At 61.5% G+C, this 26,898-nt stretch carries 29 protein-coding genes; 20 read left to right on the forward strand and 9 right to left on the reverse strand.

Going from position 1 to position 26,898, the window contains the following annotated elements; translation table 11 throughout:
- Positions 1–114 precede the first annotated feature (114 nt).
- Positions 115–2,415, forward strand: a complete 2,301-nt coding sequence (locus N5D30_RS08970; RefSeq protein ID WP_279908707.1) for an MlaD family protein — start codon at positions 115–117, stop codon at positions 2,413–2,415.
- A 77-nt stretch (positions 2,416–2,492) separates the two neighbouring features.
- Entirely contained in the window at positions 2,493–2,801 is a 309-nt protein-coding gene (locus N5D30_RS08975; RefSeq protein ID WP_142135567.1) for a PepSY domain-containing protein, read from the forward strand.
- Between the two features lie 390 nt (positions 2,802–3,191).
- On the opposite strand, the gene mksF is transcribed toward N5D30_RS08975, so the two are convergent.
- From mksF to mksB, 3 genes are read right to left on the reverse strand one after another with little or no spacing between them, the layout of a single operon-like run.
- On the reverse strand, positions 3,192–6,011 hold the full coding sequence (mksF, locus tag N5D30_RS08980; protein WP_279908709.1) for an Mks condensin complex protein MksF: 2,820 nt from the start codon (positions 6,009–6,011) through the stop codon (positions 3,192–3,194).
- A complete protein-coding gene (gene mksE / locus N5D30_RS08985; RefSeq protein ID WP_279908710.1) occupies positions 6,008–6,709 on the reverse strand; it encodes an Mks condensin complex protein MksE in 702 nt (233 codons plus the stop codon). Before mksE ends, mksF begins: the two co-directional genes overlap by 4 nt.
- Positions 6,706–7,953: an Mks condensin complex protein MksB gene (gene mksB / locus N5D30_RS08990; protein WP_220813135.1), complete on the reverse strand. Its 1,248-nt coding sequence runs from the start codon at positions 7,951–7,953 to the stop codon at positions 6,706–6,708. The genes mksE and mksB overlap by 4 nt, the downstream gene beginning before the upstream one ends.
- 230 nt (positions 7,954–8,183) lie before the next feature.
- Between mksB and N5D30_RS08995 the strand changes: the two genes are divergently transcribed.
- Both N5D30_RS08995 and N5D30_RS09000 read left to right on the forward strand, forming a co-directional pair.
- The gene (locus tag N5D30_RS08995; protein WP_279908711.1) at positions 8,184–9,281 is read left to right on the forward strand and encodes a carboxynorspermidine decarboxylase; all 1,098 of its coding nucleotides are present in this window, start codon (positions 8,184–8,186) and stop codon (positions 9,279–9,281) included.
- A 29-nt stretch (positions 9,282–9,310) separates the two neighbouring features.
- Positions 9,311–10,555, forward strand: coding sequence for a saccharopine dehydrogenase family protein (locus tag N5D30_RS09000; protein ID WP_279908712.1), 1,245 nt, complete (start codon positions 9,311–9,313; stop codon positions 10,553–10,555).
- A gap of 45 nt (positions 10,556–10,600) precedes the next feature.
- Here the strand turns inward: N5D30_RS09000 and N5D30_RS09005 are convergent, their stop codons facing one another.
- Positions 10,601–11,425 carry a dienelactone hydrolase family protein gene (locus N5D30_RS09005; RefSeq protein ID WP_279908713.1) on the reverse strand — a complete coding sequence of 275 codons (825 nt, stop codon included), beginning with the start codon at positions 11,423–11,425 and terminating at the stop codon, positions 10,601–10,603.
- Between the two features lie 99 nt (positions 11,426–11,524).
- Between N5D30_RS09005 and N5D30_RS09010 the strand changes: the two genes are divergently transcribed.
- The 5 genes from N5D30_RS09010 to N5D30_RS09030 all read left to right on the forward strand — a co-directional run bounded on the left by N5D30_RS09010 (position 11,525) and on the right by N5D30_RS09030 (position 15,469).
- Entirely contained in the window at positions 11,525–12,520 is a 996-nt protein-coding gene (locus tag N5D30_RS09010) for a helix-turn-helix domain-containing protein (RefSeq protein ID WP_279908714.1), read from the forward strand.
- A gap of 149 nt (positions 12,521–12,669) precedes the next feature.
- Positions 12,670–13,464 carry an energy transducer TonB gene (locus N5D30_RS09015; RefSeq protein ID WP_279908715.1) on the forward strand — a complete coding sequence of 265 codons (795 nt, stop codon included), beginning with the start codon at positions 12,670–12,672 and terminating at the stop codon, positions 13,462–13,464.
- The gene (gene rimI, locus N5D30_RS09020; protein WP_279908716.1) at positions 13,461–13,913 is read left to right on the forward strand and encodes a ribosomal protein S18-alanine N-acetyltransferase; all 453 of its coding nucleotides are present in this window, start codon (positions 13,461–13,463) and stop codon (positions 13,911–13,913) included. The genes N5D30_RS09015 and rimI overlap by 4 nt, the downstream gene beginning before the upstream one ends.
- An 11-nt stretch (positions 13,914–13,924) precedes the next feature.
- The gene (can, locus tag N5D30_RS09025; RefSeq protein WP_279908717.1) at positions 13,925–14,569 is read left to right on the forward strand and encodes a carbonate dehydratase; all 645 of its coding nucleotides are present in this window, start codon (positions 13,925–13,927) and stop codon (positions 14,567–14,569) included.
- Positions 14,570–15,469 carry a DMT family transporter gene (locus N5D30_RS09030; protein WP_279908718.1) on the forward strand — a complete coding sequence of 300 codons (900 nt, stop codon included), beginning with the start codon at positions 14,570–14,572 and terminating at the stop codon, positions 15,467–15,469. It begins immediately after the preceding gene.
- 5 nt (positions 15,470–15,474) lie between these two features.
- Here N5D30_RS09030 and N5D30_RS09035 read toward each other — a convergent pair whose 3' ends face one another.
- From N5D30_RS09035 to N5D30_RS09055, 5 genes are all read right to left on the reverse strand, one after another.
- A complete protein-coding gene (locus tag N5D30_RS09035; RefSeq protein ID WP_279908720.1) occupies positions 15,475–15,681 on the reverse strand; it encodes a hypothetical protein in 207 nt (68 codons plus the stop codon).
- Between the two features lie 451 nt (positions 15,682–16,132).
- Positions 16,133–17,092, reverse strand: coding sequence for an HNH endonuclease (locus tag N5D30_RS09040; RefSeq protein WP_279908721.1), 960 nt, complete (start codon positions 17,090–17,092; stop codon positions 16,133–16,135).
- Between the two features lie 84 nt (positions 17,093–17,176).
- Positions 17,177–17,761 carry a hypothetical protein gene (locus N5D30_RS09045; protein ID WP_279908722.1) on the reverse strand — a complete coding sequence of 195 codons (585 nt, stop codon included), beginning with the start codon at positions 17,759–17,761 and terminating at the stop codon, positions 17,177–17,179.
- Positions 17,762–17,802: 41 nt separating this feature from the next.
- A complete protein-coding gene (locus tag N5D30_RS09050; RefSeq protein ID WP_279908723.1) occupies positions 17,803–18,309 on the reverse strand; it encodes a hypothetical protein in 507 nt (168 codons plus the stop codon).
- A 37-nt stretch (positions 18,310–18,346) separates the two neighbouring features.
- Positions 18,347–18,670, reverse strand: coding sequence for a hypothetical protein (locus tag N5D30_RS09055; protein ID WP_279908724.1), 324 nt, complete (start codon positions 18,668–18,670; stop codon positions 18,347–18,349).
- A gap of 509 nt (positions 18,671–19,179) precedes the next feature.
- On the opposite strand from N5D30_RS09055, the gene N5D30_RS09060 reads away from it, so the two are divergent.
- The 11 genes from N5D30_RS09060 to N5D30_RS09110 all read left to right on the forward strand — a co-directional run bounded on the left by N5D30_RS09060 (position 19,180) and on the right by N5D30_RS09110 (position 26,878).
- Positions 19,180–19,461, forward strand: coding sequence for a DNA-binding protein (locus N5D30_RS09060; protein ID WP_279908725.1), 282 nt, complete (start codon positions 19,180–19,182; stop codon positions 19,459–19,461).
- A gap of 305 nt (positions 19,462–19,766) precedes the next feature.
- Positions 19,767–20,054, forward strand: a complete 288-nt coding sequence (locus tag N5D30_RS09065; protein WP_279908727.1) for a DUF5447 family protein — start codon at positions 19,767–19,769, stop codon at positions 20,052–20,054.
- Positions 20,055–20,058: 4 nt separating this feature from the next.
- On the forward strand, positions 20,059–20,271 hold the full coding sequence (locus tag N5D30_RS09070) for a hypothetical protein (protein WP_279908728.1): 213 nt from the start codon (positions 20,059–20,061) through the stop codon (positions 20,269–20,271).
- Between the two features lie 450 nt (positions 20,272–20,721).
- A complete protein-coding gene (locus tag N5D30_RS09075; RefSeq protein ID WP_279908730.1) occupies positions 20,722–21,069 on the forward strand; it encodes a hypothetical protein in 348 nt (115 codons plus the stop codon).
- A complete protein-coding gene (locus tag N5D30_RS09080; RefSeq protein ID WP_279908731.1) occupies positions 21,069–21,290 on the forward strand; it encodes a hypothetical protein in 222 nt (73 codons plus the stop codon). The genes N5D30_RS09075 and N5D30_RS09080 overlap by 1 nt, the downstream gene beginning before the upstream one ends.
- A 17-nt stretch (positions 21,291–21,307) precedes the next feature.
- Positions 21,308–21,529 (forward strand): major capsid protein, encoded by a 222-nt coding sequence (locus N5D30_RS09085; protein ID WP_279908732.1) that lies wholly within the window; start codon positions 21,308–21,310, stop codon positions 21,527–21,529.
- 134 nt (positions 21,530–21,663) lie between these two features.
- The gene (locus N5D30_RS09090; protein ID WP_279908733.1) at positions 21,664–22,977 is read left to right on the forward strand and encodes a methyltransferase; all 1,314 of its coding nucleotides are present in this window, start codon (positions 21,664–21,666) and stop codon (positions 22,975–22,977) included.
- Positions 22,978–22,985: 8 nt separating this feature from the next.
- Positions 22,986–23,345 carry a DUF2523 family protein gene (locus N5D30_RS09095; RefSeq protein ID WP_279908734.1) on the forward strand — a complete coding sequence of 120 codons (360 nt, stop codon included), beginning with the start codon at positions 22,986–22,988 and terminating at the stop codon, positions 23,343–23,345.
- An 8-nt stretch (positions 23,346–23,353) separates the two neighbouring features.
- Positions 23,354–24,505 carry a zonular occludens toxin domain-containing protein gene (locus tag N5D30_RS09100; RefSeq protein ID WP_279908735.1) on the forward strand — a complete coding sequence of 384 codons (1,152 nt, stop codon included), beginning with the start codon at positions 23,354–23,356 and terminating at the stop codon, positions 24,503–24,505.
- A gap of 94 nt (positions 24,506–24,599) precedes the next feature.
- On the forward strand, positions 24,600–25,880 hold the full coding sequence (locus N5D30_RS09105; protein ID WP_279908736.1) for a hypothetical protein: 1,281 nt from the start codon (positions 24,600–24,602) through the stop codon (positions 25,878–25,880).
- Positions 25,877–26,878 carry a tyrosine-type recombinase/integrase gene (locus tag N5D30_RS09110; RefSeq protein WP_279908737.1) on the forward strand — a complete coding sequence of 334 codons (1,002 nt, stop codon included), beginning with the start codon at positions 25,877–25,879 and terminating at the stop codon, positions 26,876–26,878. The genes N5D30_RS09105 and N5D30_RS09110 overlap by 4 nt, the downstream gene beginning before the upstream one ends.
- The last annotated feature ends 20 nt before the right edge of the window (positions 26,879–26,898 follow it).

Here is a 26,898-nt window from a genome sequence, read left to right on the forward strand (position 1 = left end):
ACACCTGACAGGCATGCGGGAAGAGGACGCTTGCGGTACGCTTGAAGGATCGTTTTGCACCCTTCAGCCGTCCAACACCTTGCCCTGACGCACCGAGGACTGGAGCTCCTTTGCATGACAGCACTGAATTCTCCTGACACCCGCCGCACCACCAGCTGGTCCGCCATATGGGTGCTGCCGCTGATAGCCTTGATGATCGGCGGCTGGCTCGCGTATCGCGCCTACAGCCAGGCGGGCATCGAGATTCAGATATTCTTCCCGGCTGGGGACGGCATCCAGGTCAACAAGACCGAGGTCATCTACAAAGGCATGTCGATCGGCAAGGTGGTCGGCATGGAGCTGGACGACGAGGGTGCCAACCGTGGCGTGCGTGTCACGGTGGAGATGGACAAGCGGGTCGAGCCGCACCTGCGCAGCAATACCCGCTTCTGGCTGGTGAAGCCCTCCGTGTCTCTGGCCGGCATCACCGGCCTGGAGACCCTGGTATCCGGCAACTACATTACGGTCAGCCCCGGCGATGGGGAGGAAACCCGCAGGTTCGTGGCGCTGACCGAGCAGCCGCCCCTCTCCGACAGCGTCCCCGGCTTGCATCTCACCCTGAAGGCCGAGCGGCTGGCTTCGATCAACCGCGACAGCCCGGTGTTTTACAAGCAGATCCAGGTCGGTCGGGTGAAGAGCTATCGGCTGGGCGAAGACCAGAGCACCGTCGAGATTCAGATCTACATCCAGCCGGAGTTCGCCAGCCTGGTGCGCAAGCACACGCGCTTCTGGAACGCCAGTGGTGTGACCATTGATGCCGGTCTCTCTGGCGTCAAGGTGCGCACCGAGTCCCTGACCAGCATTGTCGCGGGCGGTATCGCCTTCGCCACGCCGGAACATCGCAAGGACAGCCCGCCCACCGATCCGAGTCTGCCCTTCCGCCTCTACGACGACTTCGATGCGGCCCAGGCCGGGATCAAGGCGGTGCTCAAGCTGCAGGACTTCGAGGGTGTCGAGGCGCGCACGCCGGTCATGTACAAGGGCATCCAGGTCGGCTCGGTGAAGACCGTCAAGATCGATGACGATCTGGCTTCCGCATCGCTCGACTTGGCGATGGACCCGCGGGCCGAGGATTACCTCACCGAGGGTGCTGAGTTCTGGGTGGTCAAGCCCTCTATTTCCCTAGCGGGTATCACCGGACTGGAGGCGCTGGTCAAGGGTAACTACATCGCGCTCAAGCCCGGCGAGAAGGGCAAGCCGCCCATGCGCAACTTCGTCGCACGGGCCAAGGCACCGCCGCTGGATATTGATGCGCCTGGCCTGCATCTGGTGCTGTTCGCCGACACCCTGGGTTCGCTGGAGGTCGGCAGTCCGATTCTCTATCGCCAGGTCAAGGTCGGCACCATCCAGAGCTTCCAGTTCTCCCAGGATCGCAAGCGGGTCGTGCTGGGCGCCCATATCGAGCCGACCTACGCGAACTTGGTGAACAGCTCCACCCGTTTCTGGAACGCCAGCGGCGTGACATTGAAGGGCGGCATTTCCTCCGGGATCGAGGTGAAGAGCGAGTCGTTGCAGGCCCTGCTCGCGGGCGGCGTTACCTTCGAGACACCGGACACGAAGGCGCCGGTCAATCGCAAGATTCAGCGCTTCACCCTGCACGACAATCGCGAGGCGGCGCTGCAGGAAGGTGTGGCGATCCAGATCAAGGTGGCGAGTGGCGACGGTATCAGCCCCGGCACGGCGATTCGCTTCAAGGGCATCGACGTGGGCAAAGTGGAAAGCGTCGAGCTGACCGACGATCTGCAGGCCGTGCTGCTTCATGCCCGCATCACCAAGGCGACCGGGCGTATCGCCGTGGCGGGCACCGAGTTCTGGGTGGTCAAGCCGGAGCTGGGGCTGGTGCGCACTGCCAATCTGGAGACCCTGGTCAGCGGCCAGTACATCGAGGTGCTGCCGGCGTCCAAGGTTGGCAAGGCGCAGAGCCTCTTCGAAATGCGCAAGCAGGCGCCCACCGTGGCGATTCGCGAGCAGGGACTGCGCCTGGTGCTGAGCACGGCGCGCCGGGGCTCGATCAAGCCGGGTGTGGTGGTCAGTTACCGTGAGATTCCGGTGGGCAAAGTCACCGACTTCGAACTGGGCCCGACTTCCGACCGGGTACTGATCCATGTGCTGATCGAGCCGCGCTACGCGCCTCTGGTGCGCAGCGGCTCGCGCTTCTGGAACGCCAGTGGCATCGGCGTCGACGCCGGCCTGTTCAAGGGCGTGAAGGTGCGTACCGAATCCCTGGAGGCGCTGCTGGAGGGCGGCATCGCCTTCGCCACGCCGGACAACCCCATCATGGGTGGCCCGGCCCAGCCTGGGCAGACCTTCGTGCTCAACGACGAGGTCAACGAGGAGTGGTTGAAGTGGGCGCCGAAGATAGTGCTGGAGAAGTAGTCGGATTCAGCTTGGCTTAAGTCGGCTTGGTTATCGTGGTCCCCGTCGAAACCCATTACTCCCGACGGAGAACGCACATGAACAAGCTGACTGCCCTTTTCGCCATCACCACCCTCGCCGCCACCGCCGGTATCGCCCAGGCCCGTGACCTCGGCCCGGACGAAGCCCTCAAGCTGCGCGATGCCGGCACCATCCAGAGCTTCGACAAGCTCAACGCCGCCGCCCTGGCCAAGCACCCCGGTGGCCAGGTCACCGAGACCGAGTTGGAAGAGGAATACGGCCGCTACATCTACCAGGTGGAAGTGCGCGACGCCCAGGGCGTGAAGTGGGACCTGGAACTGGACGCCACCAATGGCCAGGTGCTGCAGGATCATCAGGACGATTGATCCAACCCGCCAGAAAAAAGGCTGCCCCCGTTACGTGTTGCGCGGTTAAGTCGCTCTATTCTGAGCGCTGCAGCTGCCTGCCCTGGATTCCCGCCTGCGCGGGAATGACGGTCTTCGGAGGAGTTTCACCTCTACCTCGTCATCCCCGCGTAGGCGGGGATCCAGAAGGGGGCTCTACAACAAAGGGGACACAGCCAAGAAAAAGGCTATGTCCTCGTTAGTTGTTGCACACCTTGTGGGAGCGGATTTATCCGCGAATTTCGCGGCCAATCGGAATGCCGCCCAGCCGCTCCCACAAGAGCAGAATTGCGTCGCCAACACGTAACGGGTACATAGCCAGGAACAAGAAAAAGGGCCGCATGAGCGGCCCTTTTCGTTTGTGCGGCAGAATCAGGCCGGTTCGACCTCTTCCTGTGCGGCTTTCGCCGTTTCGCGGCGCTTGATGAACTTCCAGTCGGCCTCGTCGATATAGATGCCGCTGGGGCCGCTGCCTCCTTCGAGGTCGATGGCCACGTGGGCCGAGACCTGCGGTTTCACCGAGGCGAGGATCGGCACGAAGCCCAGCTGCAGGCTGGTCTCGATCAGCGCCTGCTGGTTGCGTTCGTCGATGTCCGCCGCCTCGTCGAGGTAGTAGGGCAGGCGCACCTTGCCGGCTTGCTCGCGGTCCATCAGGTGCAGCAACAGGTACATGTTGGTCAGCGCCTTGATGGTCATGGTGGTGCCGTTGGACGCGGCGCCGTCGATGTCGGTGTGCATCACCGGCTGGCCACCGACCTTGGTGATCTCGAAGGCCAGCTCGAACAGGTCCTTGAGTCCCAGCTGGTTGCCGCTGGCGGCCACCAGTCGCGACAGGTAGTCCTTGGCCTCTTCGTTCTTGGCGTCCTGATCGGCGCTCTGCGACAGGTCGAACACCGACAGGGTCTCGCCTTCCTCGTACTGGCCGGCACTGTGGATGATCTGGTCGATGTGCTTGAGCGCGTCGCGGTTGGGCGCCAGGACGATGCGGAAGCTCTCCAGGTTGGAGACCTGGCGCTTGTTGATCTCGCGGTTGAACAGCGCCAGCTGGTGTTCCAGGTTGTCGTAGTCGCTGCGGATGTTGCGCAGGGTACGGGCGATGTCGGTGACCGCCGCGCGCCGGGCCTTGGCCAGAGTGAGGGCCTCGTCCTGGCGGTGCGCGTAGGCGTTGACCAGCAGGTGCAGGCGACGCTCTGGATCGTCTTCGCTGTCGAACTTGGCCACGCCCTTGAGGCGCACCTGGGCATACAGGGCGTCGATCTGGCCGTCGATGCGCTGCAGCGCCTGCCAGCTGTCCTGATAGTCGTTGAGTAGCGGCAGGAGGTTGTCCAGCGAGTCGTCCACCGGCTCCATGAAGGGCGTGCCGAAGGGCAGGTCGGCCGGCAGCAGCTGGCGACGACGCAGGGCGTCCTCCAGGGTACGCTCCTTGGCTTCCAGATCGGCCAACTGGCGACCGACCAGCTGCAGCTTGGCGGAGAGTTGCTGCACGCGCTCGGTGAAAGCGTCCGACGCGCGCTTGAGTTCGTCCTGGGCGGCTTCGGCTTCGGCCAGCTGTTCCAGCTTGGCCGGCTCCTCGGCGCTCAGGGTCTGGCTGCGACGGAAGTCTTCCAGGGCCTTCTGTGCATCCAGCACGGTCTGGTACAGCTGCTCGGCCTGGGCCTTGCTCGCCGCGCGGTCGTTGGCCACGGCCTGCTGGGTCTTGAGTTGTTTCAGCTCGCGCTCCAGGCGGTCCTTCTGGTCGCGCAGGGCGGCGCGGTCGGCCAGCGCCTGCAGGGCCGGCGGCTCGATGTGGGAGAGGTCGATGGACAGCCCCGGTACGGCGAAGGTCTCGCCCTTGAAGCGGTCCAGCACGGCCTCGACAGCCTTGACCCAGTCGTCGCCCTCGGCCTGGATGCCTTTCTCGCCCAGCGGCAGGCTGAACAGCTGGCCGTTGAACAGGCGCATCAGGCGGTCGACGTCGGCCTGGCTGAACTCCTCGCGCAGGCGCGAGTAGCTGTTGTTGTCGGCGTGGTCGAGCTGCTGCTTGACAGACTTCAGGCGCTTCTCCAGGTCGCGCAGGCGCTCGTCCAGGTCCTCGGCGGAGAACTGGCGTGACTGGGCCAGGGCGCCGGCCAGTTCGTCGTGAGCGTCCTTGGCGGTGAGCAGTTGCTCTTCCAGAATCTTGGCGTCCGTGACGAGGGCGAAGCGGTTCTTCAGCACCGCCAGCTCGCCCAGCCAGCGCTGGATCTCGCTGATCTCGCGCTCCAGGCGCATCAGCTCGGCGGTGCCGCCACGCTGTTCGTTCTGCAGGCCGTCCTGTTCGCGCTTGTAGTGCTCGGCCTGGATCACCAGCTCTTCCTTGCGCGCGCCGGAATAGTCCTGCCAGGCGCCCAGCAGGTTATCCAGCAGCGGCGACAGGCGATGCAGCTTGCCGCGCAGCAGTTCACGCTGGCTGACACCTGAGGCCAGCGCCTCGACCAGCGGGCCGGCGGCGACCAGCGCCTGGTAGTCCTGCTCCATGCGGCGCACGTCGCGGAAGGCTTCTTCGGTGGCAGCGATGTAGTCGACGCTGCCGGAGCGCAGGCTGTGCTCGAAAGCGTCGAGGAACAGCTGCTTCAATTTCGCTGCGGTGATCTCGCGCATGTGCAACAGGTTGATGAACAGTGCGCGGAAGGTCTTCAGGCTCTGCTCGCTGGTGGAGCGCAGCGGGATCAGGGTCAGGTCCAGCGGGATGCTGGTGTGGCCGCCGACCAGCAGGCGACGCAGTTCCTCGGGCTTCAGCTCGTAGGCGACGATGCCGGCCTGGCCGAGGTTCTTGAACAGCTCGCGCTGGCGCAGGCAGGTGCCGTCCTGCTGGTAGTGGGCCAGGTCCAGCTCACCCTGGTAGGCGAAGAACTGGTGGCCGAAGCCGCCGCCCGGGCCGCGCCCGGCCACGCCGATCACGTGCGGGCCGTGGGGCAGGGCGACCTCGACCAGGATGTAGCTGGTGTCGCTGGCGAAGTAGAACTTGCGCGACTGCTCCAGGCTGTACTTGCCGAAGCTCATGTCCGACATGCGCGCGAGGATCGGGAACTGCAGCGCATTGATCGACGCCGACTTGCCCAGGTTGTTGGCGCCGTAGACCGACAGCGGATTCTCCAGCGGGAAGATGCCGAGGCTGTAGCCGGCGGTGTTCAGCAGGGCGAAGCGGCGGATGCCGTAGCGTTCCTGGCTCATGCGTCGATCTCCTGGGTATCACGTTCTTCGGCCATGGCGCGGGCCAGGGCGTCTTCCTCGGATTCTTCCGGCGTCTCGGCGAGTGGTTCGATACGCACGATGTCTTCTTCGGGCTCGTCGGCCACCAGTTCGGGCGTCGGCAGCGGCAGGTTGCTGTGCAGGCTGGCCGCCAGGTCGCGGTCCTGCTGCACCGACAGGCACACGTCGAGGAAGCGGTGCATGGGCGCTAGGAAGCGGTACACACCGTTGTCCTCGCCGGCGAAGCCGAGCTGGGTGAGGCGGCGCATGACCTTCTCTTCCAGTTCCTCCTGGGTGGTGACTTCGGCCTGGAGGAACAGGTCCTTGTACTTCTCCAGCAGCGGCGGCAGCTCGTCGCGGCCCAGGCTGCCGCCGTCGAGCACGGACAGCGGGTCGCGGCCCTGGTCGGCCAGGTGCTCGACCAGGATGAAGGTGAACAGCGCCAGGCGCTGGGCCGTCTTGTTGACCTGCGCGCCCATCTGTTCCGGCACGAAGTAATAGAAGCCGCGGCTGTCGCAGACCAGTTCGTAGCCGAGCGATTTGAACAGGGCGCGATATTGGTCCTGCAGGTTGGACAGCTGGGTGTACAGCTCCGGGTTGCTGCGGCTGATGTGGTAGCCCTTGAACAGCTCGCGGAAGATCGGCGCCAACTGGGTGAGTTCTTTCAGGTCGATGTTCATGCGGTGGTCCCGGCCGGCTTGATCAGGGCGTAGGAGCTCAGGCTGACCTGATGCTCGCGGGTGAGGTAGTCGCGGCGTTCGAGGCGCTCGCGCTGGAAGCGGCCGTCGCGCGACAGGCGCGAGAACCAGTAGAGGAGTTCGTCGGTGGCACCGTCCGGCTCCTGTTCCAGCAGCCAGACCATCAGGTCCGGCAGCGGCAGGGCCTGCTCGCAGCGTTCGATCATCTCGCGGGCGGTGCGCGGCGCGCGTGGCGGCTCGCCCTTGCGGCTGCTGCTGGCGCGGGGGAACTGGGTCGGCTTGGGTTCGAAGCGGGCCAGGGCGTAGACGTAGCTCTCGACCTGGCTGGCGGTGCCGAGGAAGGTGCTCTGCGGCCGGGTGAACAGCGGCATCGCGGCCTGCGGCAGGGCGTCCAGACCCTTCTTGCGGATCACCGACAGGGCCAGCGCCGCGCCACGGGTCACGGCGTTGTGCCGGCGCGCTTCCTCGCGCAGCGGCAGCAGCAGCTCGCGGGCCTTGCGCAGGGTGAGCTGGGCGACGGTCTGCATTTCCAGGATGCGCGCGTGGGTGCGCAGCAGCAGGTCGTCGTCGACCAACTGGCCGAGGCGCTGCTGCTCGCCGAGCAGGCGCAGCAGCACCTGTTCGACGCGGCGCACGCCCTGCTCGAAGGCGCCGTCGGCGGAGACCAGCTGGATCATCGGCTCGACGTACTCGTCCCAGGTCGCCAGCACCTCGGCATAGCGCTGGCGCAGGGGAATCTGCCGGTCGCTGGTCTTGGCCCGCTCGGCCACGCCGATCAGGGCCTGCTCGTCGTTGGCCAGTTTCTTCAACACGTCGCGTACACGCATGTCGAGCAGGCGCAACTGGCGCGCCAGGTCGTTGCCGTCGCGCACCTCGAAGGCGTCCTGGATATAGCCGGCCAGGCGCTCCAGATGGCGCAGGTAGGCCTCGATCTCCAGGCACAGGCCGAGGCGGTGCTCGCGGCGCAGGTAGGCGAGGAAGTCGTGGATCTGCGCGTTCAGCTCGAAGCGGTTCGGGCTCTTGGCCACCGGCACCAGGATGTCCAGGCGGATCCACTGGTCGAGCAGGGCGGTGATGTCGGCGGGGCTGCCTTCGGGCAGCTGCGCGCCAAGCTGGTTGCGCAGCTCGACCAGGCTCAGGGTGCCGGTGTCGAAGCGCTCGCACAGCGGTTCGAGCAGCGTCCAGTGCTCGGCGAGGGCGCGCAGTACGCGCTTGGGATCGATCATCGCGGCGCCGGCTCCATGGGCTGAAAAGGCGCGATTGTAGCGCATCGGCCCGGCCGCGATAGTTGCGCCCGTCATCTCCCCGTCACCTGCGGGCGACATGCTGTGTAACCGGCGCGCTGGTCGAAAAATAGCCATCGCTCTTTCGATATTCGCCGGTTGCCGGCACAATTCGCGTCCCTTTTTTCCAGGGGGGCTGAAGCCCCCTTCGTCGACCTTGCCGGGGCCACGAGATGATCAAGACGCCGTACTACCTCATCGACAAACAGAAGCTGCTGGCCAACCTGGAGAAGATCGCCTACGTACGCGAGCATTCCGGGGCCAAGGCCCTGCTGGCGCTCAAGTGTTTCGCCACCTGGTCGGTGTTCGATCTGATGCAGCAGTACATGGACGGCACCACGTCTTCTTCTCTCTACGAGCTGAAGCTGGGCCGGCAGAAGTTCCAGGGCGAGACCCATGCCTACAGCGTGGGCTGGGCCGACGACGAGATCGAGGAGATGGTCGCCAACTGCGACAAGATCATCTTCAACTCGATCAGCCAGCTGGAGCGCTTCGAGGCGGCCACCGACGGCACCACCCGCGGCCTGCGCGTCAATCCGCAGGTGAGCAGCTCCGACTACCTGCTGGCCGACCCGGCGCGTCCGTTCAGCCGCCTGGGCGAGTGGGACGCGGAGAAGATCGCGCCGGTGATGGGCAAGATCAGCGGCTTCATGTTCCACAACAATTGCGAGAACGGCAGCTTCGAGCTGTTCGACAAGATGCTGACCACCATCGAGGAGCGCTTCGGCCACCTGCTCGAACAGGTCGACTGGGTCAGCCTCGGCGGCGGCATCCACTTCACTGGCGAAGGCTATCCGCTCGATGCGTTCTGCGCGCGGCTGAAGGCCTTCTCCGACAAGTACGGCGTGCAGGTCTACCTGGAGCCGGGCGAAGCGGCGATCACCCTGAGCGCCTCGCTGGAAGTGACCGTGCTCGACACCCTGTACAACGGCAAGCACCTCGCGGTGGTCGACAGCTCGATCGAAGCTCACATGCTCGACCTGCTGATCTACCGCCTCAACGCCAAGATGGCGCCCAACGACGGCGACCACACCTGGATGGTGTGCGGCAAGTCCTGTCTGGCCGGCGACATCTTCGGCGAGTACCAGTTCGATCGTCCGCTGGCCATCGGCGATCGTCTGTCGTTCATCGACGCGGCAGGTTACACCATGGTCAAGAAAAACTGGTTCAACGGCCTGAAAATGCCGTCCATCGTGGTGAAGCAGCTCGACGGCAGCGTCGAGGTGGTTCGCGAATTCACTTTTGACGATTACCTATCCAGCCTCTCTTGAGCGCTGGTGAAGTAGGGAGAGATAACGAGTTGAAGAAGAATGTCCTGATCATTGGTGCAGGAGGTGTTGCCAAGGTGGTGGCCCACAAGTGCGCGCAACACAATGACGAGCTAGGTCGCATTGCAATTGCGTCGCGCAACATCTCCAAATGCCAGGCCATCATCGACAGCGTGCAGGCCAAAGGCAGCCTGAAGCAGCCCGCGGATATCCGGGCCTACGCGCTGAACGCCCTGGACGTGGAAGCGACCAAGGCTCTGATCCGCGAAACCGAATCGCAGATCGTCATCAACGTCGGCTCGGCGTTCCTCAACATGTCCGTCCTGCGCGCCTGCATCGACACCGGCGTCGCCTACCTGGACACCGCCATCCACGAAGATCCGAGCAAGATCTGCGAAACCCCGCCGTGGTACGGCAACTACGAGTGGAAGCACCTGGCCGAGTGCCAGGAGAAGGGCGTGACCGCCATCCTCGGTGTCGGCTTCGACCCGGGCGTGGTCAATGCCTATGCCGCGCTGGCGCAGCAACAGTACTTCGACAAGATCGAGTCGATCGACATCCTCGACGTCAACGCCGGTTCCCACGGCAAGTACTTCTCCACCAACTTCGACCCGGAAATCAATTTCCGCGAATTCACCGGCACGGTCTACAGCTGGCAGAACGGCCAGTGGACCAGCAACAGCATGTTCGAGGTCAAGCGCACCGACGACCTGCCCGTGGTCGGCGTGCAGAACCTGTACCTGACCGGCCATGACGAGGTGCACTCGCTGTCCAGGCACCTCGACGTGCCGAACGTGCGCTTCTGGATGAGCTTCGGCGACCACTACATCAACGTCTTCACCGTGCTGAAGAACCTCGGCCTGCTCTCCGAGCAGCCGGTCAGGACCGCCGAGGGCCTCGACGTGGTGCCGCTCAAGGTGGTCAAGGCCGTGCTGCCCGACCCCGCCTCGCTGGCGCCGGGCTACACCGGCAAGACCTGCATCGGCGACCTGGTCAAGGGCAGCAAGGATGGCCAGCCGCGCGAGCTGTTCATCTACAACGTGGCCGACCACGAGGAAGCCTTCGCCGAGACCGACAGCCAGGGCATCTCCTATACCGCCGGCGTGCCGCCGGTCGCCGCAGCCCTGCTGGTGGCCCGTGGCGAGTGGGATGCGCAGCGCATGGTCAACGTCGAGGAGCTGCCGGCCGAGCCGTTCCTCAAGCTGCTGGATGCGATGGGCCTGCCCACCCGCATTAAGGACGAGCACGGCGACCGCCCCTGGGATCAGTCTCTCTGATTCCCGACCGAGGCCCGCCAATCGGCGGGCCTCGTCTTTTCCGGCCTAGGCGTCGGGCATCAGCTTCTGTCTGAAGAAGGCGAGGATTTCGTCACGCGCGGCACGTGTCGGCTGGCCGGCCTCGTCGATCAGGTGCACGGTCACCACGCTGTGGGGCGACTGCACGACCTTCTCGAAGAATTCCGGCACCTCGCGGTTGGCTGCGCTGTCGGGCAGCACGCGGGCGATGAAGCGTTCCCCCAGGGCGCGCTCGTAGGCGGCGAAGCGCTGCGCCTGGCAGAAGCGGTCGCCGGCGAAGCGGTAGGCCAGGACGTCCAGGCCTTCGCGGTCGAGGCGCGCCTTCACCGTGGCGAGTTCCTCGTCGCCGATCTCCAGCCCGGCCGGGTCGTCCACCGGCAGCGACGGCTGGGCCAGAACCGGGGCCAGCAGTGCCGGTTCGAGCATCATGCTCAGGGCGAAGTTGCCGGAGAAGCACATGCCGATCGCGCCCACCCCGGGGCCGCCGCATTCCGTGTGGGCCAGCCGCGCCAGGGCGCGCAGCCAGTGCGTGACCGGGCTGGCGCCGGCACCGGCGAAGGCGTGGAATTCGGCGCTGACGCAGATCTTGCGGAAGATCGTCTGGGTCGCCTCCAGGCTGGAGGGGTCGCCATCGCGGCCATACAGCGAGGGCATGTACACGGTGAAGCCGGCCTCTCGGACCCAGCGTGCGAAACGCGCCACGTGTGGGCTGATGCCGGGCAGTTCCGGCATCACGATCACCGCAGGGCCGCTGCCGCTGACCTGCACCACCTTGGTGATGTCATCGAGGGTGATGGCGCGCGGGGTGAAGTCTTCGAGCGGGTCGAACTCATCGAGCGTTCTGGGGGGCATGGTGGGGTTTCCTGTCGTGTTAGGCAGGGCTTGAATTTGGCGGTGAAAATTGGTTTGCTTGAAGTGTCCGTTTCGACATCTTTCGGGCTTTATCAGTCAATGTACGATTTCACCCTCATCGTCCTGCCGGGGGCTTTCGCCTCGGCGGTCAGCGGAACGCTGGACATCCTCGCCTGCGCCGCCAGCCTGGCGCGCCGGGTCGGCTGCGCCGCCCCACGCTGGCGGGTGTGTTCGAGCGTTGCCTCGGTGCCGCTCAGCAGCGGCCTGCGTATCGAGGCCCAGGCCTTGCCCGAGGCCGGGGAGGGTGACGCTTCGGTCTGGCTGCTGCCGGGGCTCGGCATGACCGACGCCGAGGCCATCGCTACGCGCCTGGCGCAGGCGGACGCCGTGGCGGTCGGCCGCGCCCTGCGTGCTCATGCCGCGGGCGGTGGCACGATTGCCGCGGCCTGCTCGTCGGTGTTTCTGCTGCAGGAAGCCGGGCTGCTGGCGGGCCGGCGGGCGACTACGACTTGGTGGCTGGGGGGCCTATTGCAGAGCCGCGTGCCCGATTGCCGGGTGGAGGTCGCCCAGGTACTGGTGGTCGATGGCGAGCTGCTGACGGCTGGGGCGGCCTTCGCCTACGTAGACCTGGCCTTGCATCTGCTGCGTTGCCGGTTCAGCCCGGCGTTGGCGGAGGCGGTCTCGCGGGTGCTGTTGATCGACGGCCGGCAATCGCAGGCGCGCTACGTCGACCCGGCCTTGATGGCCGGTGGCAACGAACTGGTCGCCAGCCTGGTGGCGCGCTTCGAGGCCGCCTTGCCGAATCCGCCGAGTGTCAGCGAACTGGCGGCGGAGCGGGCGATGTCCAGCCGCACCCTCGCGCGCCATGTGCGCAAGGCTACCGGGGGCAGCGTTTCGGCTTTGCTGCAGGGCGTGCGGATCAACCGGGCGCGGCTGCTGCTGGAGAGCACCCGGTTGTCGGTGGAGCAGGTGGCGGAGCAGGTCGGCTACGCCGATACCTCGGCGTTGCGCCGGCTCATGCGCAAGGTGGCGCGTGGCACGCCGAGCCAGTTCCGCCAGGCGGTCGGCCAGGTGCATGGAGGCGATGGCACGTAGAGATCGTCTTCCCGCGCTTTCCGCGCCGTGTATTTCACGCGACAATTGCCGGCATCATGCGACGCCCTGACGGGCACCGGTCGCGATCCCCATCAAGCTGCCACACCCGATGCCTTCGGGTGGGGCGCGCATGCGCAAGTGGAGGGCGTGTGATTCCCGAGCTACGCCGACGTGCCTACCTCGATGCTATGCAGGTCGCCAGCTGGCTGCCGCGCACCGCGTTGCCCTTTGCCGCGCCGTCGCGGCTGGAGTTGCTCGAACCGCCGCCTGAACCGGTGGTTGTCGAGATGCCTACCGAGCAGGTCTCGCCTGCTGCGGCAGGTGTGCGCGAAGCGCCGGTGCCGCCTCCTGTCGAGCGCCCGAAGATCGATATTCCGCGGCCGGGGAGCCAGATTCGCCAACAGGCCGAGCCAGTGGCCGAAGCGATCGTCGAGGAACAGCCGCCGCGAATCGTCCAGCCATTGCCGCGCTTCGCCCTGCAGTTGCTGCGTGCCGGCGACTGCGCGCTGCTGGTCGAGCTGGCCACCGGCGAGCCCTTCCAGAGCCGCGACCCTTCCTACCTGCTGCTCAAGGATCTGTTGCGCGCCGCCGGCCTGCCGGACGCCCCGCAGCAGGTCGGCGATGGCTCGCCGATCCGTTGGCCGCTGCTCACTCGCGGCAACATGGACCAGGGCCCGGATGCCGCCCGCGACTACGTGCAGGGCGTGCTCGCCGGCCAGCTGGAGGCCGAGCCGTGCCGCTGCCTGTGGCTGGTCGGCCTGCCCGCCGTGCGCTTCGCCGGCGAGGCGGATGAGCAGGCCTACAACCGCGAGCTGCAGGTCGAGGGCCTGGGCGCTGCCTGGGCGCTGCCGAGCCTGGAGCTGCTGATGGACGAGCCCGAGCGCAAGGCCGAGCTGTGGCGCGCCATGCGCCGGGTGATGCCGCGCTGGAAGCATGGCGCATGAGCGGCGTTATCAGCTTCCGCCCGATGATCGAGGCGGACCTGGACCGCGTGGTGCAGATCGAGAACGCCGCTTTCAGTCATCCCTGGAGCCGCAACCTGTTCGCCGACGGCCTCAAGTCCTACGACTGCTGGGTGATGTTCGAGGGTGAGGAGCAGGTAGGCCACGGCATCATCCAGGTGATCCTCGACGAGGCGCACCTGCTCAACATCACCGTGCGCCCGCAGAGCCAGGGCAAGGGCCTGGGCCTGCAATTGCTCGAGTACCTGATGCGTCGCGCCATGGTGCTCGAGGCCGGCGAATGCTTCCTCGAAGTGCGCGCCAGCAACCAGGGCGCCTACCGACTGTACGAGCGCTACGGTTTCAACGAAATCGGCCGGCGCCGCGACTACTACCCGGCCCCCGGCGGGCGCGAAGACGCCCTGGTGATGGCCTGCACCCTGATCGACTGACGAGGCGGAACATGAGCGACCTGCAGCACCTGTTCGACAACAACGCGCGCTGGGCTGAGTCGATCACCGAGAAGGACCCGGACTTCTTCGTCAAGCTGGCCAAGCAGCAGACCCCCGAATTCCTGTGGATCGGCTGTTCGGACGCCCGGGTGCCGGCCAACGAGATCGTCGGCCTGCTGCCGGGCGACATCTTCGTCCACCGCAACGTCGCCAACGTGGTGCTGCACACCGACCTCAACTGCCTGTCGGTGATCCAGTACGCGGTCGACGTGCTCAAGGTGAAGCACATCCTGGTTACCGGCCACTACGGTTGCGGCGGCGTGCGCGCGGCCATGCAGGACCGCCAGTTCGGCCTGATCGACGGCTGGCTGCGCTCGATCCGCGACCTCTACTACGAACACCGCGAGCACCTCGCCCAGTTCGCCAGCGAAGAGGAGCGGGTGGACCGCCTGTGCGAACTGAACGTGATCCAGCAGGTGGCCAACGTCGGCCACACCACCATCGTGCAGAACGCCTGGCATCGCGGCCAGCAACTGGCCGTGCATGGCTGCATCTACGGCATCAAGGACGGCCGCTGGAAGAACCTCAACGTCACCGTCAGCGGCCTGGAACAGCTGCCACCGCAATACCGCCTGCGTCCGCTCGGCGAGTCCTGAGTGAGTCGCGCCGCGCTGCTGGCCTGGGTCGGTCTGGCCCTGGCGAGCTTGTTCTGGGCGGGCAACTCCCTGGTGGCGCGGGCCTTCACCGGCATCATCCCGCCGTTCTCCCTGGCCTTCTGGCGCTGGGCCCTGGCGCTGGCGATCCTGCTGCCGCTGGTCGGGCCATCGCTCTGGCAGCACCGTCATGTTCTTCGCCGGGCGGGATGGCGGTTGTGGTTCGCCGCGCTGCTGGCCATCACCCTCTACAACGGCCTGCTCTACACCGCGGCGCAGACCACGGTGGCGATCAACATCAGCCTGGTCAGCACCTGCCTGCCGCTGGCCACCTTCCTCGGCGCCGGGCTGCTGCTCGGCGAATGGCCGGCACGGCGGGCCTGGGCCGGCCTGATCCTGGCGCTGTGCGGCCTGCTCTGGCTGATCGGTCGTGGCGACTGGCAAGTACTGGGCAGCCTTTCCTTCGCCCAGGGCGACCTGCTGATGGTGCTGGCGACACTCGACTGGGCGCTGTACTCGTTGCTGCTGCGCCGCTGGAGTGCACACTTCCAGCTGCCGCCCTTCACCCTGCTCGGAGCTCTGGTCCTCATCGGCCTGCCGATGCTGGCGCCGCTTTACGCCTGGGAACTGTGGCAGGGCGCGCGCTTCGAGCCGAACCTCCCCAACCTTGCCGCCATCGGCTACACGGCCCTGTTCGCCTCGGTGCTGGCCTACCAGCTATGGAACATCGGCCTGCGCGAACTGGGCCCAGCACACACCGCGATGAGCAACTACCTGATGCCCGTGTTCACCGCCATCCTCGGCTGGCTGCTGCTGGGCGAGGGGCTGCAGCCCTACCACTGGGCGGGCGGTGCGCTGATCGTCAGCGGGTTGCTGCTGGCCGGACGGGCGCAGACCCGCTAGCCCGCTCAGGGTGTAGTGATCTGCAGCCCGCTCAGGGCCAGCTTGACGAACACCCACCAACCGACGGCACTCAGCACGCCCAGCACCGAGTAACCGACCACGATGCCCAAGGCAATCTGCTTCCACAGCCCCGCATAGTTGGAGCCTTGCGTAATGGAGCGGTGCAGCGGTATGTCGCGCTCGGCGCGGATGTTCTCGAAGTCGTCTCTCATGGTGGTGTCCGAAGTGTCTGGGCTATGGATCGATGGGCTCAAGCCAATAGAGATGCCATTCGCGGCGAATGCTCAACCGAAATGGACGACTTGGGAAGAGGAGTTTGGATGAGCCGTGTGGACGAGGAGAGGCTATCTCATCAGCCCCCTAAACGACAAAGGGCTAGCCGAAGCTAACCCTTTGAAATGTATGGTGGCTACACCGGGACTTGAACCTGGGACATCAGCATTATGAAAGAGTGGGGCTTGCTGTCGTAGCAGGTGGATTTAAGTAAAGTTGGGCTTCTCATCCATTTTTTAGTGTCGATCTGCGTTGCTAAGCTGATTTTAGGAGTGTCTGTGGGACACCTGTTCGTTATGTCCAACCGCTGCACTTTCGACTGACGCTTCATTCATTGAAAATTTTGGAGAGTGTCGAATATTTTTTATGAGTGCAGTAGCTTTTTAGACGCTAATCGGAGTTTTGGGTTTTTACAGGGACTTTGGAGCTATAGCCCATCGGCATTGTCATGATTTCACCTTTGCGCACTCGGCAATCTGTCCAATCCAAAACATCTCGCTTGGGCTCACCATATTGCTCAGGGTTAGGGTGACCGGGTACAGGAAAAGGATGAATTGAAATAGACTGCCCATTCAATTGCCCATCATGCTTCTCGGATAGCAATGGGACTTGAAATACTTCATTTCCGTAACCTAGAACAAGGAAAGCATACGGATAGCCTGCAACAGTCATTTTACGACGCAAAATTAACGCTACGATAAAGTCATTTGGCATAGGTCCCGGCTGAAAGGCATAAATAACGGGGCACTTGCTTAAGTATGGTTTGGAATGGTCAGGTTCTTTAATCCACTCTATCAATTCTGAAAAATTGCTAACTTCATTGTCGGGAAGTAATGTAATTCCAATTTTCATGAATGCTTTTAGCACAGCCACCGGCGTATAAGCGTCTCGTCTTAGTTTGAATGTAACCGTTTTGTTTTTTTCATCAACCTCAAAAATTGGATCATTCTCATAGGACGTGACATTGAGTCTGCTTTGATCGTATTCGATTCTCCACCCTGGCTTGTCTCCGCCTTTTTTTAGCGTTGGCACGCCACTTTTCCCTCTGATGCGAATGAGTGTGCGCATTGGTTTCGACCAATTCCCCAAATCATTCTCTATTCCATCGCCAAATTCTTTATTACAGACATCACATTCATAGGCGCTTTCAATGCTTTTGTTTCCCAATAACTCAGGGATAGCATGAGCGACTTTTTTGAAAGTTACCTCTGGAGACTGCTTTCCGCAGAAGCGGCATATACGTTTATTAAGGTCACCCAAAATTACTTTATTGCCAGGCCGGACCATCCATTGACCGATAATGTCGTAGTTCGCCTCGTAGAAATCAATATTTGCCTTTTGCTTCTGCATGAGACCTATCCTTGCTGTGAGTGCCGTTACTACCTGGTTAGAGTGATCGATGGAATGATGCAAATATTTTTCTATTTATACTCCTTAAAGAGAGGCTATAATGGCGGCTGTGATTTGTGTGATGCTGGCAATATGAGGTAGTGCATTAAGTAGCGTTGTGACGACAGCTTTGCTGGGTTTAGAAGATTCTATCTGTATCTCAACTGCCTCGATAATTTCCATTGCCTCTTTCTTTTGATTTTCGTCTTTCATCTCTTGGATGATATGGCGAATTCCATCTAGAAGTTCTTTTTGCTCGATTCCTGAGTTTGCATGGTTTGTTGAGTTGTCAATGGATTGGTGGTTTACTCGAGCGTTAGGGCCAGATATGTTGTATGTGATCTGGCTTACTATCTTTTCTGCTTCTGGAATGCCTAGCTTTCGCACCCTCATTTGATAGTGCGCTTCTATGCCGCCAAATTTTTCATGAAAGCCGGGGTCAATGACTTCGAAGCTTTCAATGGCGCCGTTCGTCATTCTGCGCTCTATAATGTCGAGTGCTTCAATTAGTATGTCTGATCGATTTAGGAATATTCCTTTATGGCTCACGCTGGCTTTAATGTCTTCTATTATTTCGCCGTTTTGCTTCCTTACTACAATATTGTCAGTCATGAAGCTGGAAAAAGACATTTCATCTCCTTGAATTTAGCGCTGATAATGTTTATTTTCGGCTAGTCGTGCCTGCCTAAACTTACTTGGGTCCTACAGTTTCTACGCTCCAAGCTGCCTTCTTTTCCTGGGCAGTAGTCTCGAATTCTGGTTTTCTGCTTCACGACAGTAACTTTCATTTCATCGTTCTTCGGTGCAGCTGCGACTTCGATGGGCTTCGGGTAACTGACCACGTTAGCCGCGCCCTTGGGGATGTAGTTCGAGTCGTCGAATGAGGTTTGCTTCACTGCGGCCTGTTCGGTTGCCGGTGTGGGTTTGTAGATTTCAGCGATTGGTTCTTGGCGCTCTTGTCGCAGGGTTTTGACAGCTTGATTGGCTATCACTCTCTGCGGTGTTTTGGCTGCAAGGGCTGCGGCCGGGAAGGGAGCTTTGATCTGCTTGGGCGCGGGGATGAGCATAAGAGCGCCTAGTGTGATTGCCGATCCTGCCGCAAGGATCGCGACTACTCGCCCGAGCTGGCTTCGTTTCTTTCTGATGTAGAACGGCGCATCGTCCCTGTCTGCGTGCATCTCGATATCCTCTACGGCGTGCTGTTGCCGGTCATCTCTACCAAGTCTTCTCTCTATAGCCCCTGACGCACTCCTGCACGTCGTCGTCGATAACATTTCCGGGCTTCATGCATTCCTTCACGCTACGGCGCACGCCACGACTGGCTTCTTTCTCTGCGAGTTCCTGTTGCTTGAGATTCTCTCTGGCTGCTTCAGCTACCATGCCTTTTCCCTGAGCCAGGGCTCGCATCATGCGTTTGCTGATCTCGTTCGCTACTGGCGCGACAACATGGTCGGCGGTGCCTTTGATGGCATCGTCTACAACGTCAGCGTTTGCAGCTGTTGCTGCGAGTAGAGCTGCGATGGCAATTAACTTCTTCATCTGTCCGCTTCCCTGCCTGTCTACGTTCTCGTCCGTGTGCGACTGAACCATCGCCGGGCCGCTTCAGCGGTTACCTGCTGCCCGCTTCTTGTTCTGCCAATTTTAGGTCGGCTTCGGCATAGGCTGGGCTGATCTGGCCTCGGGCTAGGTCAATCTCGCCCGTCCGCAGCCACAAGCTGTACTGCTGGTAAGCGTGCGCAATCGCGTCCAGCTCGTTTGTTCTCACCTGTGCGTCTTTGTTGTAGCGGATGGTTTTGAGCCTCTCTGGCTTTAAGCCTGTGGCTTTCGCTACCTCTCGATGCCCGAGCATATGCACCAATGCTCTAACTCGGTCCTGAGTTATTTCCATTTGATCTCACCAAGGATAGGTAAAATATTTACCTTCCATGAGCGTAGGTATATATTTTTCTCGAAAGGTAAATATTTTACCAATCGCTCGCTTGGGCGTTTCCGATTCGGAAACACCCTTTATTGACAGTTTATGAAGATTTCAGGGGCAGGGATAGGGAATGAGCACACAGCATCTGGAGCAACCGCCCTTCGATGTGAGCTTCGACTTGGACGGCAAGCGGGTGGTGTACCTCGACTGCCGGAACGCGCTGTTTGTGAGCGGAGAGATTTTCGCCGCGATGGTGGGTGTCTCGCATGACACGGTGAAGAGCTGGATGCAAACCGGCACGGTCCCCAGCGTCAAGATGGGCCGTCCACGCCTCGTGAACCTCGCCGCCATCCGTACCGACCTTGCCAAGGGCAAAACGATCTTTGCCCAGGGGGATTACGCCGATGACTGACCAACTGAAAACCTTCCTGTCCGGCCTGCTCTACAGCCTGGTTGAGCTGCGGAAATTCGGCCGTGACGGTGGTCATCGTGTTTCGTATTCGGTGGGCCAGATAACGGCCGCTGAGCGCCTTGGCGTCCTCACCTATGGTCAGGCTGAGCGCTTTCGTGACCTGCTCATAAATGCGGGTAAGTATGCCGGCTGCCCTTTCCCCTGCGATGACAACGCGGGGCCTTATATGCCTATTTTGGTGTGGTGGTCGCGTCACAAGGAAAATCAGGCAAATCAGGTAAAGCCTCAAGCGCAGGTGCTAGCCAATGAGCCTGAACAAGTACCTGCGCCTGCCCCATCCCGAAACCTGCGACTGCTCTGTCTGTTGGTCCCGTCGCGTACCGGTGGAGCCCGCTCCCTGCCAGTCCACACCCTGCGACCAGTGCCGCCCCGCGTCAGTGTTCAAGGTCGATGGAATCTGGCGAGCGAAACCGGCTTTCACCTGCGCGAAACACAAGCCACCGCGCCGTCCCCCGAAGTACTGGAACGTTATTCACGACTCGGGCAAGCCAACGCCTTTCGTGCCTATCCGCGAGCCGTTCGAACTGGAGTAAGCCAATGAGCCAGCTTGCCGAAGTGACCGATGCCTACGTGCTGTGCCAGGACTGCTGCCACGCCGAAGCCTACAGCGACGCCAAGCACATGGGCGACGAACGCTGCCCGAAGTGCGAGGGTGAATTCTGCGGCTGCAATGCCTGCTCGGGCATTGCCCGTCTGAGCATCCAGTTCGAAGTCCAGGCCGAAGCCGAGCGCCGGGAGGCCAAGCAATGACCCGCGCTGATCTGCTGTTCTGGTTTCCCCACATTATTTTTATGTCTCTGGTCGTCGTACTGGCCCTTTTCATCGCCCGCGAAACCGCCCGCGAAGGAGCCTCCCAGGTCAGGGGCCGCGCTCCCGGCTTGTCCGAACACGCTGCACCGTTCGGACAAACGGAAGCACGGGCGAAGCGCACCCTTGACCCACCTCGACCACGAACAGCCTCCGCTGGGGAGGGCGGGGCAGCTCCACCGCCCCGCGCTCCCGAGCCCCCGGCGGCAAGGGTGGGATGACAAGGGCAAAGCCCTTGGTGTTGACCCGCTGACGGATAGACGCAAGACCGAGTTTTAACCCGCAGATCGAGAAAGCCGGCAGGCCGAACAAGCCAGTTCACCTGCACGGGATCGCTCGGCCTGCAGAAAGGCAAAACCGCGCAACAACGCGCACCCCAAAGAGGAAATACCGATGGCACGTTCGATTATGGAAGTTGCATTCCTGGGCACCCAAAAGACCGAAGTAGAGGGCGCCAAATACGTGAAGGTCTTCTACGGCGATGAGCCGGACGGCAAGACCGAACACGGCCTGTCCATCGTGGGCATGGCCGCTGCCGATGAGGTCGCCGACGAAGTCTTCTTCGCAGGTTCCGGCTTCGCCCCGCTGGAGACCGTCCGCATCACCTTCGAGGTCGCCCGAGGCGGCCAGAACAAGGGCAAGAATCTCGCCTTGCACATCGAGCCCGTGAAGCCCCGCCCCGCCACCTCGGCCGCTCCGGCTGCTTCCCAGGCCGCCCCGCAAAAGGCTGAGACCAAGTAATGAACCTGCTCGCCTGTGATGGGCAGGTCACCGTCACGGCGGGCACACCGCAGTGTTCGGGCGCGTGGATTCTGGTCAACGCGCCCGAGCCCTTCGACCCGATGCAACTGGACCCCTCTCAACTGGCCGTTGCGTTCGGTGTCGGTTTCACCCTGGTGACTACAACCCTGCTGATCGGGCTGGGTTGCAAGGCCGTTCTCGACTTCATCAAAGGCGCTTAGCGCCATAGGAGTGATACATGCAAAAACTCAAGCACGTCTCTCGTAGCCTCGCCCTGGCTATTCCGTTCTCCATCGCCGCAGCCGGCGCCCATGCTGCTGGCTGGGACTACTCCGGCATTACCGGCGATATCGACTTCGCCTCCATCGCTACTGGTGTGCTGGCCGTGGCCGGCCTTCTGGCTGTGGTTTACGCCGGTATCAAGGGCGCCCGCATCGTTCTCGGTTTCCTGCGTGGCTGATCGGGTTTGGCGAACAAGGGCGGGGATTTCTCCGCCCTTTTTCTTTGGAGAATAGCGATGGCCGATCTTTACGAGTTTGCCTTCTTCGTAATTGGTTCCGCTTGTGCATACGGCATATTTTCTAGGTGGTGAATATGCGTATTTTACTTGTGATTATATTTTTCTCTCAGGCCGTTAGTGCGGAGGATTATTTCTGGCGTTCGACGGATTCGCGCTTGACTGCGGAGTTTCGAACTCTAACGTTCTCTTCTCCCGCTGCTGGTTGCAATTCTTTGTCTCCATCTAGTGTTATTTCTGCTTCATCGGCCGATACTTTTTATATTTCAAGCTCTAGCTTTCAATCGCCTACTAGTTTTCGCTGTATATATTCTTATCGTAAAGGCTCTGGCGGCCTTCAAACTGCTGGTGTTTCTTTTGTTCGGGGCGGCGATTCTTGCCCATCTGAACATACGTATGATGCATCTGTTGGCGAGTGCATTTCTGACCAGCCTCCAGAGCCTCCTCAAGATTGCTCCAATCTTTCTCCCGGCATTTTTAAATCCTCTGATGGCCCGATAACGACAGTTAACGGTCGTCGTTGGGTTGCGTCTCGCCTTGAGGGCCAGGTTTGTTATAGCGGGTGCTGGTATGACATTGCGCCGCGCGCATCTAGTTGTTTTGCTGTCCCAGGCTCTTCGGATACTGGCTTCTGTAATTACTTAGGCACGGGCAATGGTGATAATTGCTCGTTGCCGGATGCTGAATTAGGGCGCTCTGGTGACTCTTTGAATCCACCTGCGGAAGTTCCTGATCCTGATGAGCCTCCCTCTGATCCTGATGATCCGGGCTGCCATGGCATTCCTGGCTATGTCTGGAACGGCACTACCTGCGTTAAAGCTCCGACCGGTGATGGTGGCGGCGATAACGGTGGCGATAGCGGCGGTGACAATGGGGGTGATAACGGCGGTGGAAATAACGGTGGCGGCGATAACGGCGGGAACAATGGCGGCGGTGATGGAAGCGGCAATGGTAACGGTAGCGGTGATGGCGACGGCAATAGCGGCGGCAGCACTGGCGGTGGCAACGGTAATGGCAACGGCAGCGGGGATGGCGACGGGGACGGAGAGGGCAGTGGTGGCCCTGGTGGCGGTGGTGTTCCTGGGGTTTGTGAAGATGGTGTTTGTCAGTTTGAGCCGCCCGAGGGTTTTGGTGATGGCGAAGTTCCTGGCTTTGGCGAATCTCTCGAGCAGGTTTTTAAGGGCATCCAAGAATCACCGATTGGTCAGGCGGTAACGAGTATTTCATTTCCGAGCGGTGGCACTTGCCCTGTTTCCAGCGTTTCCCTGCTTAACACAAGCATTACGTTTGACTCGCATTGTGACCTTTGGGGGCAGATTGCCCCGATATTGAGCGCGGTGTTCTTGGCCGTGTGGGCATTGCTGGCCGTTCGAATTTTCCTTTCTGCATGAGGTGATATATGGAAGGCATTATTGCGTGGATTAAGGGCGTATATGAAAAGCTCTCCAATATTGCTGACGAAGTTCTTCCTTCTATCAATGACATGTTTGAATGGTTTCAGGATGCCTTCGATTGGTTCGTGGACTTCCTTATGGATTTCCCGAAGTGGGTTTTCAATGAGGTTTGCCAGGGTATTGTCGAGTTCTTCGAGGCGCTGCCTGTTCCTTCGTTCTTTGCTTCCGCTTCGAATGCCTTTAGCGGCATTCCGCCATCTGTTGTTTTCTTTGCTGATGCATTTCAGATAGGGCCGGGGATCACTATGGTTCTGCTCGCATTTCTGTTTCGCTTCATCATTCGCCGAATTCCCATTATTGGTTGAGGTGATTTATGGCAATTGATGCATACACCGGCCTTCCAGGGCATGGCAAAAGTTACGGCGTGGTCGAGCACGTCATTATTCCTTCGCTCAAGCAAGACCGGCTCGTCGTCACCAACATTCCGCTTGAGGTCGATGCGCTGCTGATGGCCTTCGGTGGGCGTATTGAGCAACTGCCCGCCAACTGGTTCGAGCGTGCCGATCTGGCCGATTTCGCGCCGCCCGGCTCGGTGCTCGTTCTCGATGAACTCTGGCGCCGCTGGCCGAACGGCATGAAAACCAACGAAGCATCCACCGAGGATAAGGCCCTGCTGGCTGAACACCGGCACCGGGTCGATGACAAGGGCCGTTCTATGCGGGTGGTGTTGGTGACCCAGGACCTTGCCCAGCTCGCCAGCTGGGCACGCCTGCTGGTTGAGTCGACCTACCGCATGCGCAAGATCACCGAGAAACGCTTCATGGTGGACATCTACCGCGGGGCAGTAACCGGTCCCAGGCCGCCGAAGTCGGCTCTTCTGCGCCAGACCTCCGGCAGCTTCAAGCCGGAGGTGTTTTCGCTCTACAAGTCGGCCACGCAGAGCCAGACCGGCGAAGTAGGGGACGAGACCAAGGCGGATGGTCGGGCCTCGCTGTTGCGCTCCTGGGGGCTGTGGGGGCTGATTCTGATCATGGTCGTTGGCGGTACGTTCGGTGTTTACGGCGTTGGCCGCTTCTTCTCGCCTGAGCGCTTTGCCAAGCATGAAACTGCGGCACCCACGCCAGCCCCCGAGACAAAACCTGTACCGCCGCCCTCGACAGCCTCCAGGGCCGCCCAGCAGGTCTACCGGACCGAGCCGTCCGGGCCGCTCATGTCTTCGACTTGGCGCGTTGCCGGCTACCTGCACGGCATGCACGGGGGCGCCTCGCCTGGATGGGGCTCTATAGACGGCTACAACGCTGAGCCTCGCAAACGGATCAGCCAGACGGCTCGGGTCGTGCTCCAGTCTGTCAGCGGCCAGCAGCGGCTGTTACCCATCGAGCAATGCCGCTGGTTCGAGAACTCCCCCGATATGTACTGCGATATCGACGGCGAGCGAGTCACGCCCTGGACGGGGCGTGGAGCGGTGACCTCCGTGATTGACCCTATCGCGGTCACGGGCACGTCAGCGGCGCCGGCTCGCTAGCGTAGCGCCTCGGGCCGCGCCGCTGACGTCCCTGTAACACGTCAGATAAACCGAAATCGAGAACATCAAAAAGCTTCAATAAAGGGTGAAAGGAATGTCGGTAAAGGACTTTATCCGGGTTGATCGTAGTACTGGGCTGGAGTCGCCAAGGGGGCGTCTGTTCTTTGATAGTAAGTCCGCCGTGGTCGCCGACCTGTCCGGCGTCCGGGTTCTGCGATGTGGCGTCGATACCGTTCGCCAGCTTTACCGTGGGCTGATTCGCCCAGCCATCATGCCGCTGTTTGAGAAGCCCGGTGCGATTGTCGAGTTTGCCGGCCAGCGCTGGCACTCGGGCCGGGTTGGACGTGACTCCGGTTACCAGTACAAGCTCCAGAACGCCGACCTAGGCTTTGTCCTGCTGGTGAAGAACTTCAACGCTAAGGCCGACGCCATTGGGCCGCACCTCAAGATAGAGGTTTCTCCGCATGCCGTTGACGCCTTGTCGCCTGAGCGCTTGCAAGCCCGGCTGGATTACTACGCCGGCGAGGTGCTGAGCAATCTCGAAGTCAATCAGTGCGCGGTTCACCTCGCGCTTGATGTGCAAGGCTGGGCGCCGCCTGTTGATCTGGTAGCGAGGATGCATTGCCGGGCCAGTACCCATCGCGACATTTCGGGCATCCAGCAGATTGAGTGGGCGACCAAGTCCAGCGTCTACGGCCGCGGCGAAACCTCCATGTTCGGTTCGGCGAGCGGTATCCAGCTGTGTATTTACAACAAGACCGAACAGGCCAGGGCGACCGACAAGCTGGACTATTGGGAAGGCGTCTGGAAACGCCGTGACAGCTTCGACGAAGGCGACCCGGACAACTACAACCCGGTCCAGGACGTGTGGCGTATCGAGCTTCGCTACCACCACTCCATCATCCAGCAATTCGCCAGCGGCTCGGTCGATCTGCATTCGGGCGCTTTGATCGACACTCGCTCCTTTGCGGCCTTCGCCGGTCATCTGGACGGCTTGTGGCGCTATGGGCTGAGCCAGTTCCGCCTGCAATCACGGCCGGGCTACTTTGAGCCGATCTGGACGCTGTTCCGTCAGGATATTCGCGTCGATATAGCGGCTGATTCGCTGCTTGAGGACACGGACTACAAGCGCCATTACAAGACTGCGCGTGGCTTCTCGGGGAAGAACGTCGAGCTGTTCCTGGGAAACTTCGTCAGCCTGCTGGCAAGGGAACGGGTGGGGGCAAAAAAGGCGTTTAAGCGCCTGACCGAGTGGGAATGCTGGCCGGTCATTCGCGACCATTACGCCGCCAAGGATATGACCGCCATAGACATCTATCAGCATATCCGCGACTTGCTGGAGGAACGCCATATCCGGTGGGGCAGGGCCGTATGATCAGCAAGGGTCCTACCGGTTGGGAAGTGGATTTCTGGCTTGATCGCCAGCTTGGTATTCGCAAGCGGAAACGGGGTTTTCGAACCAAGTCTGAGGCTGAACGTTGGGTCTCCGATATGCGCCGCCAGTATTCCCAGCGTGGGCGTGATCCGGGCGAGCGTCTCTCTGATCTGGTCGACATCTGGTATGAGCTGCACGGCTCGACCCTGAAGGACCCTTATCGATTCAGCCGCACCATGGCGGTTGCCAAGGCCCTGGGCGACCCCATCGCCTCCAGCTTTACCGCTCTCGACTTCGGTCGCTATCGGATACAGCGCCTGAAGGACTGCTCGCCGGCCACGGTCAATCACGAGCACCGCTACCTCAAGGCTGTATTCAATGAGCTGATTCGGTTGGGCGTTTGGAAGGAGGCCAATCCGCTGTCGGCGTTGCGTCAGCTCAAGGTCGATGAGACCGAGCGGGCTTTTCTGACCCTAGATGAATGCCAGCTTGTTCTCCGGGAGTGTGCGGCCTCGACCAATAGCCATACGTTGCCGGTGGCCGAGTTGTGCTTGGCGACTGGTGCAAGGTGGGATGAAGCGGAAAGCATCACTCGCCAGCAACTGATGGGCGGCAAAGTCCGCTTTGCTCGGACCAAGAATGGCAAGGGACGGTCCGTGCCTATTCCGGCTGATCTGGAGAAGCTGATACTTGAGAGGGGTTACCCAGGATCGGGGCCGCTTTTCAGTTCTTGCCGGTCGGCATTCCGTAAAGCGTATGAGAGGGCGGGGTTATATACGCCGGGACAGATGACCCATATTCTGCGCCATACATTCGCCAGTCATTACATGATGCAAGGCGGCAACATTCTTACCCTGCAACGCATCCTGGGTCACGGCGATATAAAGATGACCATGCGCTATGCACACTTGGCGCCGGATCATTTCGCCACTGCGCTGACTTACTCGCCGCTCGCACTCTTGAGACAAGATCGGGACAGTGTTGGGACAGCCCCATAAACGACAAAGGGCTAGCCGAA

The sequence above is a fragment of the Pseudomonas sp. GD03875 genome, from assembly GCF_029840585.1.
GTDB lineage: Bacteria > Pseudomonadota > Gammaproteobacteria > Pseudomonadales > Pseudomonadaceae > Aquipseudomonas > Aquipseudomonas paralcaligenes.

What these genes read in the sequence shown, in the direction of transcription:
- N5D30_RS08970 (WP_279908707.1), top strand. Translation starts at nt 115, where the DNA reads ATGACAGCACTGAATTCTCCTGACACCCGCCGCACCACCAGCTGGTCC.
- N5D30_RS08975 (WP_142135567.1), top strand. Translation starts at nt 2,493, where the DNA reads ATGAACAAGCTGACTGCCCTTTTCGCCATCACCACCCTCGCCGCCACC.
- mksF (WP_279908709.1), bottom strand. Translation starts at nt 6,011, where the DNA reads ATGAGCCAGGAACGCTACGGCATCCGCCGCTTCGCCCTGCTGAACACC.
- mksE (WP_279908710.1), bottom strand. Translation starts at nt 6,709, where the DNA reads ATGAACATCGACCTGAAAGAACTCACCCAGTTGGCGCCGATCTTCCGC.
- mksB (WP_220813135.1), bottom strand. Translation starts at nt 7,953, where the DNA reads ATGATCGATCCCAAGCGCGTACTGCGCGCCCTCGCCGAGCACTGGACG.
- N5D30_RS08995 (WP_279908711.1), top strand. Translation starts at nt 8,184, where the DNA reads ATGATCAAGACGCCGTACTACCTCATCGACAAACAGAAGCTGCTGGCC.
- N5D30_RS09005 (WP_279908713.1), bottom strand. Translation starts at nt 11,425, where the DNA reads ATGCCCCCCAGAACGCTCGATGAGTTCGACCCGCTCGAAGACTTCACC.
- N5D30_RS09010 (WP_279908714.1), top strand. Translation starts at nt 11,525, where the DNA reads ATGTACGATTTCACCCTCATCGTCCTGCCGGGGGCTTTCGCCTCGGCG.
- rimI (WP_279908716.1), top strand. Translation starts at nt 13,461, where the DNA reads ATGAGCGGCGTTATCAGCTTCCGCCCGATGATCGAGGCGGACCTGGAC.
- can (WP_279908717.1), top strand. Translation starts at nt 13,925, where the DNA reads ATGAGCGACCTGCAGCACCTGTTCGACAACAACGCGCGCTGGGCTGAG.
- N5D30_RS09035 (WP_279908720.1), bottom strand. Translation starts at nt 15,681, where the DNA reads ATGAGAGACGACTTCGAGAACATCCGCGCCGAGCGCGACATACCGCTG.
- N5D30_RS09040 (WP_279908721.1), bottom strand. Translation starts at nt 17,092, where the DNA reads ATGCAGAAGCAAAAGGCAAATATTGATTTCTACGAGGCGAACTACGAC.
- N5D30_RS09045 (WP_279908722.1), bottom strand. Translation starts at nt 17,761, where the DNA reads ATGTCTTTTTCCAGCTTCATGACTGACAATATTGTAGTAAGGAAGCAA.
- N5D30_RS09050 (WP_279908723.1), bottom strand. Translation starts at nt 18,309, where the DNA reads ATGCACGCAGACAGGGACGATGCGCCGTTCTACATCAGAAAGAAACGA.
- N5D30_RS09055 (WP_279908724.1), bottom strand. Translation starts at nt 18,670, where the DNA reads ATGAAGAAGTTAATTGCCATCGCAGCTCTACTCGCAGCAACAGCTGCA.
- N5D30_RS09060 (WP_279908725.1), top strand. Translation starts at nt 19,180, where the DNA reads ATGAGCACACAGCATCTGGAGCAACCGCCCTTCGATGTGAGCTTCGAC.
- N5D30_RS09065 (WP_279908727.1), top strand. Translation starts at nt 19,767, where the DNA reads ATGAGCCTGAACAAGTACCTGCGCCTGCCCCATCCCGAAACCTGCGAC.
- N5D30_RS09070 (WP_279908728.1), top strand. Translation starts at nt 20,059, where the DNA reads ATGAGCCAGCTTGCCGAAGTGACCGATGCCTACGTGCTGTGCCAGGAC.
- N5D30_RS09075 (WP_279908730.1), top strand. Translation starts at nt 20,722, where the DNA reads ATGGCACGTTCGATTATGGAAGTTGCATTCCTGGGCACCCAAAAGACC.
- N5D30_RS09080 (WP_279908731.1), top strand. Translation starts at nt 21,069, where the DNA reads ATGAACCTGCTCGCCTGTGATGGGCAGGTCACCGTCACGGCGGGCACA.
- N5D30_RS09085 (WP_279908732.1), top strand. Translation starts at nt 21,308, where the DNA reads ATGCAAAAACTCAAGCACGTCTCTCGTAGCCTCGCCCTGGCTATTCCG.
- N5D30_RS09090 (WP_279908733.1), top strand. Translation starts at nt 21,664, where the DNA reads ATGCGTATTTTACTTGTGATTATATTTTTCTCTCAGGCCGTTAGTGCG.
- N5D30_RS09095 (WP_279908734.1), top strand. Translation starts at nt 22,986, where the DNA reads ATGGAAGGCATTATTGCGTGGATTAAGGGCGTATATGAAAAGCTCTCC.
- N5D30_RS09100 (WP_279908735.1), top strand. Translation starts at nt 23,354, where the DNA reads ATGGCAATTGATGCATACACCGGCCTTCCAGGGCATGGCAAAAGTTAC.
- N5D30_RS09105 (WP_279908736.1), top strand. Translation starts at nt 24,600, where the DNA reads ATGTCGGTAAAGGACTTTATCCGGGTTGATCGTAGTACTGGGCTGGAG.
- N5D30_RS09110 (WP_279908737.1), top strand. Translation starts at nt 25,877, where the DNA reads ATGATCAGCAAGGGTCCTACCGGTTGGGAAGTGGATTTCTGGCTTGAT.